The following is a 7715-nucleotide window of genomic DNA, read 5'->3' on the forward strand; positions in this document are numbered from 1 at the left end:
ATGCGCTTAAATTGATGATCAGCGGCGATCCGGTGACGGAGACGATCACTGCCGCGACATTCCAGACCTGTGGCTGCGGCTCCGCGATCGCCTCCTCGTCGGCGCTTACCGAACTCATCATCGGCAAAACCTTCGATGAAACCCGCCGGATCACTAATCAGGACATAGCGGACTTTCTCGGTGGCCTGCCGCCGGAGAGGATGAATTACTCGGTGATACGTTATGAGGCACTGCAGGCTGCAATCGCCAACTACCGCGGCGAGGAATGGGGCGACGATCACGAGGACGGTGCCCTCGTTTGCAAATGCTTCGGTATCAACGAAGGGGTGATCGAGCGGGCCGTCCGTATTAACAAGTACACACCATCGAGCAGGTTACGCGCTACACAATGGCTGGCGGCGGCTACCTCACATGCTTCGAAGCCATTGAGGAAGTGCTTGTCCGGGTCCATGCAGCGATGGTCGCCGAAGGCCTCATTACGGCAGACCAGGCCTATAGGGCCGGCGCAACGGATCTCCGCGCCCTCAAGAACAAGGCAAGGTCGAAGTCGATTCCGGAACCGGCGATCGCGTCCGGTGGGATGCGGAGAACATCGCCACCCGAAACAGTTCAGCTCTCAGCGGGACCCAAAGCCGCCAGCCGTCAAATGACGACGCTGCAGCGAATTCGACTGATCGAAAACGCTGTCGAGGACATGCGTTCTTACCTGCGGGCTGACGGCGGGGATTGCGAACTTGTAAATGTCGATGGCGACCAGGTCTACGTCAAACTGTCGGGCGCCTGCACCGGCTGCCAGCCCGCCTCGGTCACCATCAACTGCATGCGCCAGAAGCTCAATGAGGCGACCGGGCTCGCGCTTCGCGTCCTTCCGGTTAGCTGAGGATCGCACCCATGAGGCCTATCTATCTCGACAATAACGCGACGACACGAGTCGATCCTGAAGTTGTTCAAGCGATGCTGCCGTTCTTTACGGATCACTTCGGCAATCCTTCGTCGATGCACGGTTTTGGTGCCTCCGTCGGTACGGCGGTGAAGGAGGCGCGTCGGCAGGTGCAAGTACTGACCGGCGCGGAGTACGACCATGAGATCGTCTTCACCTCGGGCGGGACGGAAAGCGACAATGCGGCGATCCTTTCGGCGCTCGAGGTGATGCCTCACCGAACAGAGATCGTGACGTCCGCGGTCGAGCATCCGGCCGTGCTAACGCTCTGCGCGCATCTTGAGAAGACGCGCGGCGTCAAGGTGCACAGGATCCCAGTGGATCGCCAGGGCCGGCTCGACCTCGACGCCTACAGGGCCGCCCTCACGCCGCACGTGGCAATCGTCTCGATCATGTGGGCGAACAACGAGACCGGTACGATCTTCCCCGTGGTCGAGCTTGCTGAGTTAGCCAAGGAAGTCGGCGCCCTTTTCCATACCGACGCAGTGCAAGCCGCCGGCAAGCTCCCGATGGACCTGAAGTCGACCGCAATCGACATGCTGTCGCTCTCCGGCCACAAGCTGCACGGCCCGAAAGGGATCGGCGCACTTTATGTTAGGCGTGGCGTGCGCTTCCGCTCACTGATCAAGGGGGGGCACCAGGAGCGCGACCGGCGGGCGGGCACAGAGAATACGCCCGGCATTGTCGGGTTCGGCAAGGCGGCCGAACTCGCCTTGAACTTCATGGACGACGAGAACACACGGGTAAAGGCGCTCCGTGACCGTCTGGAAAAAGGACTTCTCCAGCGCATCCCAAACGTCTTCGTTACCGGCGATACGCTGGAGCGGTTGCCGAACACCGCAAACATCACCTTCGCATATATCGAAGGCGAGGGCATGCTGCTTCTCCTCAATCGCGAGGGCATTGCCTGCTCCTCCGGCTCCGCCTGCTCCTCCGGCTCGCTGGAGCCGAGCCATGTCCTGAGGGCGATGAACATCCCCTATACCGCGGCACGCGGGGCGATCCGCTTCTCTTTCTCGCGCGACAACGGCAAGGAGGATGTCGACCGGGTGCTCGAGGTCATGCCCGGAATCGTGGAGAAGCTGCGTGCTCTTTCCCCGTTCGGGGCCGGGGGCGAAGTGCCGAAGAACTGCGATCCGGTCTAGGCCTGAGGGGCAGAAGAGCCGACAGCCGCTCATGAAATGTCCGGTCTTTCTCAACGATACGACCCTGCGCGACGACGCGCAGGCACCCGGTGTGCCTTCACGACGGCCATGGGCGCCGACGAGGTCAAAGCAATTCGCGCCGCGGGCGCGCTGCGTCTCCCGGTTCGGCTCACGGCCCTGGCTGTATCAAAACTCAAACTGGCCCGATCTTGGTGCACAATTTGTACAATTTCATGCGTCTGCACCGAGAAATATCCGGCTGATCCAGTCCTGGACGACACAAAATTGCTTCAACGAGTGACACGTCAGCGCTTTTACGCAACCAAGGCCTGGTGCCAAATGAGGTCGGAGGATCTCAACGCAGCAATCGAGAGCGGTATCGCCGCCGTCAATCTGTCGCTGCCTGCATCGGACATCCAACTCACCGCCAAGCTCGGCCTTGATCGGGCGGGAGCGCTTCACGTCATCGAGCACGTGGTCGGGCGCGCCGCCGCCTGCGGCTTCTTCGTCACGGTGGGCTGCGAGAATGCCTCGCGGGCCGCCCGGGATCATCTCGCCCGTGTGATCGAGACGGCCGCGCGCGCCGGCGCAAGCCGTGTCAGGCTTTCCGGCCTGGTCGGTGTTCTCGACCCCTTTTCGACCGTCGTATTTGCGGCCCAGGTCGCGGACCAGTCTCCCGTCGACCTCGAATTTCACGGTGCAGCGTCAGCTTGCGGCGAACGCACCCGAGACCACCGTTTCCGAGAGGGAGAATGCAATGAGCAGTGATTTCGCCAACAGCCGTCCCATCGAGGTCACTGACTTCCTCGCGCGGCTAAAGGGCCTGTCAGCTGCGGAGGAGTTCTTCGCAGTCCTTGGCGTCTCCTATGATCCGAAGGTGCTCAATGTCTCACGGCTCCATATCATGAGGCGCATGGGGCAATACCTCGCTGAAGTGGATTTCTCCGATCTCTCCGACCGGGTAATCGCCGCGCGGGTGCGCATCATGCTCGAACGTGCCTACGAGGACTTTGCGACGTCCTCACCGCTCACTCACCGGGTCTTCAAGGTGCTTAGAGACCACGATCCGGACAAACCCGCCACGCCCGGCCGCACGTTCGTCCCGTTCGACTCCGTCCTGACGCTGTTCGGACAGGAATGAGCGCGACACGGTTGCGACGCGACAATGTCGAGAAGCCGACAAATCCGGTCACCACGGTGGCGCCTTCAGAAGGAAACAACCGCATTTCAAAGGCATAGGGAAACGCAAAGCGGTTGGCACGAATGATGCTGGGAAGGCGATGAACCACCAAGCCAGCATCCGGAAAGGAGCCTAGAGAGACCGCCATGCACATCGTAGTCTGTATCAAGCAGGTGCCGGACTCCGCGCAGATCCGCGTCCATCCGGTGACGAACACGATCATGCGCCAGGGCGTGCCGACCATCATCAACCCTTACGACCTGTTCGCCCTTGAAGAAGCACTCAGATTGCGCGACGCCCATGGCGGCGAGGTCACCGTGCTTACGATGGGCCCGCCCATGGCAGAGGACGCGCTGCGCAAGGCGCTCACTTACGGCGCCGACCGCGCGGTGCTCTTGACCGACCGCTATTTTGCCGGCTCCGACACGCTGGCCACCTCCTTCGCTCTCTCTCAGGCGATCGCGAAGGTCGGTGAGACCTTCGGCATGCCGGATATCGTCTTCACCGGCAAGCAGACGATCGACGGCGACACCGCCCAGGTCGGGCCCGGCATCGCCAAGCGCCTCGACCTCCTGCAGCTCACCTATGTCGCGAAGATCGCCTCCATTGATCTCGATGCGCACGAGATCACGGTCGAGCGCCGCTCGGAAGGCGGCATGCAGATGCTGAAGAGCAGGCTCCCTTGCCTCATCACTATGCTGGAAGGCACCAACGAGATCCGCCGCGGCTCGCTCGACGACGCCCTGCGCGCCGCGCGCAGCCAGATCGTGAAGTGGAGTGCGGCCGATGCCGGCATTGAGGACCTCACCAAATGCGGCCTGCGCGGCTCGCCGACGGTCGTCAAGCGTGTTTTCGCCCCAACCAGTCGGGCGGAAAAGGCGGCGCAAATCGACACCACCGATAAGTCGCTGCGCGATCTCGCTGACGATCTGATTGCCGCAATCTTCACCCGCCAGCCGGCGCTGGAACAGGAACTCGCCGTCGATGGCGGCGCGTGACGGCAAGGAGCAGACGATGTCGACCGCGAACCGAGAAACCCCTTCTCCCACCGCCGGCCGTGCCGGCATGAAGAAGGAGCTGCCCGAGCAGTTCAAGGACTACCGGCACGTCTGGGTCTTCATCGAGCTGGAGCGCGGCCAAGTCCATCCCGTCTCCTTCGAACTACTCGGCGAAGGCCGCAAGCTCGCCGACAAGCTCGGGGTAGAGCTCGCTGCCGTCGTGCTCGGCCCGCCCGGCGAGGCGACGTGGCATGCGGTCGCCGAGGCCTTCGCCTATGGCGCCGACCTCGCCTATGTCATAGAGGACCCGCTGCTCGCCCATTACCGCAACGAGCCCTTCACCAGGGCGATGACCGACCTGCTCAACACCTACAAGCCCGAGATCCTGCTTCTGGGGGCGACCACGCTTGGCAGGGATCTTGCCGGCTCCGTGGCGACGACCTTGCTGACAGGGCTCACCGCCGACTGCACCGCACTCGACGTCGACGCCGACGGCTCGCTAGCCGCGACGCGGCCGACCTTCGGCGGCTCACTGCTCTGCACGATCTACACGCTCAACTACCGGCCGCAGATGGCCACAGTGCGACCGAGGGTCATGGCCATGCCGCAGCGGGTGGACAAGCCGGTGGGCCGGGTCATCCAGCACAAGCTGGCCATGGCCGAGGAAGACGTCGTCACCAAGATCCTCGGATTCCTGCCCGACAACCAATCGGCCAAGGCCAATCTCGCCTATGCCAACGTCGTCGTGGCCGGCGGCCTCGGCCTCGGCGCGGTGGAGAACCTGCAGCTTGTGAAGAATCTCGCGCGGGCAATCGGCGCCGAATATGGCTGTTCGCGCCCGCTGGTCCAGAAGGGCTGGATGCCGGCTGATCGGCAGATCGGCCAAACTGGCAAGACCATTCGGCCGAAGCTTTACATAGCGGTCGGGATTTCCGGCGCTATCCAGCATCGGGTTGGCGTCGAGGGAGCCGATCTGATCGTGGCCATCAACACCGACCCGAACGCCCCGATTTTCGATTTCGCCCACCTCGGCATTGTCATCGATGCGATCCGCTTCCTGCCGGCGCTGACGGAAGCCTTCACGCGGCGGCTCTCGCCGCACAACCGCGACAAGCTCGCCAGCTGACGGAGACGGCCATGACCGCGGAAAAATTCGACGCAATCGTCATCGGGGCCGGCATGTCCGGCAATGCGGCCGCCTACACCATGGCGAGCCGCGGCATGAAGGTGCTGCAGCTGGAGCGCGGCGAATATCCGGGCTCTAAGAACGTCCAGGGCGCCATCATGTATGCTGATATGCTGGAGAAGATCATCCCGGACTTTCGCGAGGACGCCCCGCTAGAGCGCCACCCCGTCGAGCAGCGCTTCTGGATGATGGATAATACCTCCCACACCGGCATGCACTACCGGTCGGACGACTTCAACGAGGCCAAGCCCAACCGCTACACCATCATCCGCGCCCAGTTCGACAAGTGGTTCTCGCGCAAGGTGCGCGAGGCCGGCGCGACCGTGCTCTGTGAGACCACCGTGACCGAGCTCGCCCACGACACCAACGGCAAGGTGATCGGCGTGCGCACCGACCGCGCCGGCGACATCATCTTCGCCGACGTCGTCGTGCTTGCCGAAGGCGTCAACGGCCTTTTGGGCACCCGCGCGGGCCTGCGCGAGATGCCGAAGCCGGAAACGGTAGCGCTCGCGGTCAAAGAGATGCATTTCCTGCCGGAAGAGGTCATCGGAGAGCGCTTCGGCCTGAAGGGCAATGAAGGCTGCGTGATCGAAGCCGCCGGCACCATCTCGCGCGGCATGACCGGACTGGCCTTCCTCTACACCAACAGGGAGTCGATTTCGCTCGGCATCGGCTGCCTGGTCTCCGATTTCGCCTCCACGATGGAGAGCCCCTACGCGCTTCTCGAAGCCTTCAAGCGCCATCCGTCGGTCCGGCCGCTGATCGCCGGCTCGGAGGTCAAGGAATATGCTGCCCATCTCATTCCCGAAGGCGGCTACAAGGCAATCCCACAGCTCTTCGGCGACGGCTGGCTCGTCGTCGGCGACGCGGCGCAGCTCAACAATGCCGTGCACCGCGAAGGCTCCAACCTCGCCATGACCTCCGGCCGCATCGCCGGCGAGGCGATCTTCCATGTCAACAGCCGCAGGAACCCTATGACCAAGGAGAACCTCGCCCTCTACAAGACCATGCTGGACAACTCCTTTGTTGTCAAAGATCTAAAGAAATACAAGGACATGCCGGCCCTGCTCCACACCAATTCCTGCAATTTCTTCATGACCTATCCGCAGTTGATATCGCAGGCCGCGCAGAACTTCCTGCGCGTCGACGGCACGCCGAAAATCGAGAAGGAAAAGGCGACCACGGCCGCCTTCATCAAGGCGCGCTCGCGCTGGGGCATGGTCAGCGACGTGGTCCGCCTGGCGTTCGCTTGGCGCTAAATAAGGAGCGACGAGATGACGATTGCAGTGGCCGAACTCCGCGTCGAGGACAAGCTCTTCCTGAACCGCTACCTGGTCGATGCCGGGGGCCCGCACATCAAGGTGCGGCCGCACGAGAAGCCGAGTCCCAATCTTATCGCACTGACACGCGTCTGCCCGGCCAAGTGCTACGAGCTGAACGACAAGGGCCAGGTCGAGATCACCGCCGACGGCTGCATGGAATGCGGCACCTGCCGCGTGCTCTGCGAAGCGTCGGGCGAGATCGAGTGGAACTATCCACGCGGCGGCTTCGGTGTCCTCTTCAAGTTCGGATGACTGGCGTACGCACCGTTTTAAGAGCGTGAACTGGGAGACACCCGCAATTGCGGCCAAACACCGCATCAATATTGGTAGGAACCATCTCGCGCTTAAAATTCAAAAGGGGGCGTGAATACTATGTTGTCGGAACTCAAAATACAAAAAGGCGCTGGGGAGGAGCACCCTGGACAAGCCCTGAGGTGTGTCCATGACCCACATGCTGCGGGATCGGGTCGATGACGTCGGACCTTGGAACACCCGGCCTGAGCCCCCCATCAAAACCATGCGCAAGGCGGAAATGTCGCTCAGCATCATCCACGAGATCTCTGAGGTCCTGGCCACGCCCACCCAGCTGGAGGTCACGCTTGCCCATGTCGGGAACATCCTCTCCCCGTTTCTGCCAGGAGGTCATGGAGCAAGCGTCATCCTGGACGCTGAAGCAGAGCCGGAGATTACCGCAAATGGCAACACCCACCTCAATCAGGCCTTCGCCGCGTCATCCCGCACGCCGTCATCGACTAAATCGCCACTACGGGGATGCCGCTCGTCATCCCGGATATCAGCACGTCCGAACCATGTCAGGTCGACCGTCAACCATCTTCGAGCCGCGGCCCCAGTACCTTTGTTGGGGTCGCGGTCAAGGCTGAGCATCACATCAGTGGAACATTGTCGATCGACCGCGTCAGAGACGATGCCGCCAGCGTCGGCTG

At 62.4% G+C, this 7715-nt stretch carries 8 protein-coding genes and 2 pseudogenes; 9 read left to right on the top strand and 1 reads right to left on the bottom strand.

Translation table 11 applies throughout. From position 1 onward, the window contains the following. Positions 1-14: 14 nt before the first annotated feature. The 9 genes and pseudogenes from AA309_RS37055 to AA309_RS30770 all read left to right on the top strand — a co-directional run. Positions 15-203, top strand: a pseudogene (locus AA309_RS37055) (iron-sulfur cluster assembly scaffold protein); the annotation flags it as partial. 185 nt (positions 204-388) lie between these two features. Further along, positions 389-880 (top strand): NifU family protein, encoded by a 492-nt coding sequence (locus AA309_RS37060; protein ID WP_052955128.1) that lies wholly within the window; start codon positions 389-391, stop codon positions 878-880. An 11-nt stretch (positions 881-891) separates the two neighbouring features. Further along, positions 892-2085 (top strand): cysteine desulfurase NifS, encoded by a 1194-nt coding sequence (gene nifS, locus AA309_RS30740; protein WP_047192830.1) that lies wholly within the window; start codon positions 892-894, stop codon positions 2083-2085. 31 nt (positions 2086-2116) lie between these two features. Beyond that, a pseudogene (locus AA309_RS32725) lies at positions 2117-2781 on the top strand (beta/alpha barrel domain-containing protein); the annotation flags it as partial. A 61-nt stretch (positions 2782-2842) separates the two neighbouring features. Then, the gene (gene nifW, locus AA309_RS30750) at positions 2843-3226 is read left to right on the top strand and encodes a nitrogenase stabilizing/protective protein NifW (RefSeq protein WP_047192831.1); all 384 of its coding nucleotides are present in this window, start codon (positions 2843-2845) and stop codon (positions 3224-3226) included. Between the two features lie 185 nt (positions 3227-3411). Next, on the top strand, positions 3412-4263 hold the full coding sequence (locus AA309_RS30755; RefSeq protein WP_047192832.1) for an electron transfer flavoprotein subunit beta/FixA family protein: 852 nt from the start codon (positions 3412-3414) through the stop codon (positions 4261-4263). Positions 4264-4279: 16 nt separating this feature from the next. Beyond that, positions 4280-5389 carry an electron transfer flavoprotein subunit alpha/FixB family protein gene (locus AA309_RS30760; RefSeq protein WP_047192835.1) on the top strand — a complete coding sequence of 370 codons (1110 nt, stop codon included), beginning with the start codon at positions 4280-4282 and terminating at the stop codon, positions 5387-5389. An 11-nt stretch (positions 5390-5400) separates the two neighbouring features. Beyond that, positions 5401-6708, top strand: a complete 1308-nt coding sequence (locus tag AA309_RS30765) for an FAD-dependent monooxygenase (protein ID WP_047192833.1) — start codon at positions 5401-5403, stop codon at positions 6706-6708. Between the two features lie 15 nt (positions 6709-6723). Then, positions 6724-7023 carry a ferredoxin family protein gene (locus tag AA309_RS30770; RefSeq protein ID WP_009488302.1) on the top strand — a complete coding sequence of 100 codons (300 nt, stop codon included), beginning with the start codon at positions 6724-6726 and terminating at the stop codon, positions 7021-7023. Between the two features lie 462 nt (positions 7024-7485). On the opposite strand, the gene AA309_RS36165 is transcribed toward AA309_RS30770, so the two are convergent. After that, the coding region (locus AA309_RS36165) for a hypothetical protein (RefSeq protein WP_210166528.1) at positions 7486-7715 on the bottom strand (230 nt) is incomplete at its 5' end.

Origin of the sequence: Microvirga vignae (assembly GCF_001017175.1) — a bacterium.
GTDB lineage: Bacteria > Pseudomonadota > Alphaproteobacteria > Rhizobiales > Beijerinckiaceae > Microvirga > Microvirga vignae.

Excerpts from the sequence above, each read along its gene's own strand:
- AA309_RS37060 (WP_052955128.1), top strand. The coding sequence starts at position 389 with ATGGCTGGCGGCGGCTACCTCACATGCTTCGAAGCCATTGAGGAAGTG.
- nifS (WP_047192830.1), top strand. The coding sequence starts at position 892 with ATGAGGCCTATCTATCTCGACAATAACGCGACGACACGAGTCGATCCT.
- nifW (WP_047192831.1), top strand. The coding sequence starts at position 2,843 with ATGAGCAGTGATTTCGCCAACAGCCGTCCCATCGAGGTCACTGACTTC.
- AA309_RS30755 (WP_047192832.1), top strand. The coding sequence starts at position 3,412 with ATGCACATCGTAGTCTGTATCAAGCAGGTGCCGGACTCCGCGCAGATC.
- AA309_RS30760 (WP_047192835.1), top strand. The coding sequence starts at position 4,280 with ATGTCGACCGCGAACCGAGAAACCCCTTCTCCCACCGCCGGCCGTGCC.
- AA309_RS30765 (WP_047192833.1), top strand. The coding sequence starts at position 5,401 with ATGACCGCGGAAAAATTCGACGCAATCGTCATCGGGGCCGGCATGTCC.
- AA309_RS30770 (WP_009488302.1), top strand. The coding sequence starts at position 6,724 with ATGACGATTGCAGTGGCCGAACTCCGCGTCGAGGACAAGCTCTTCCTG.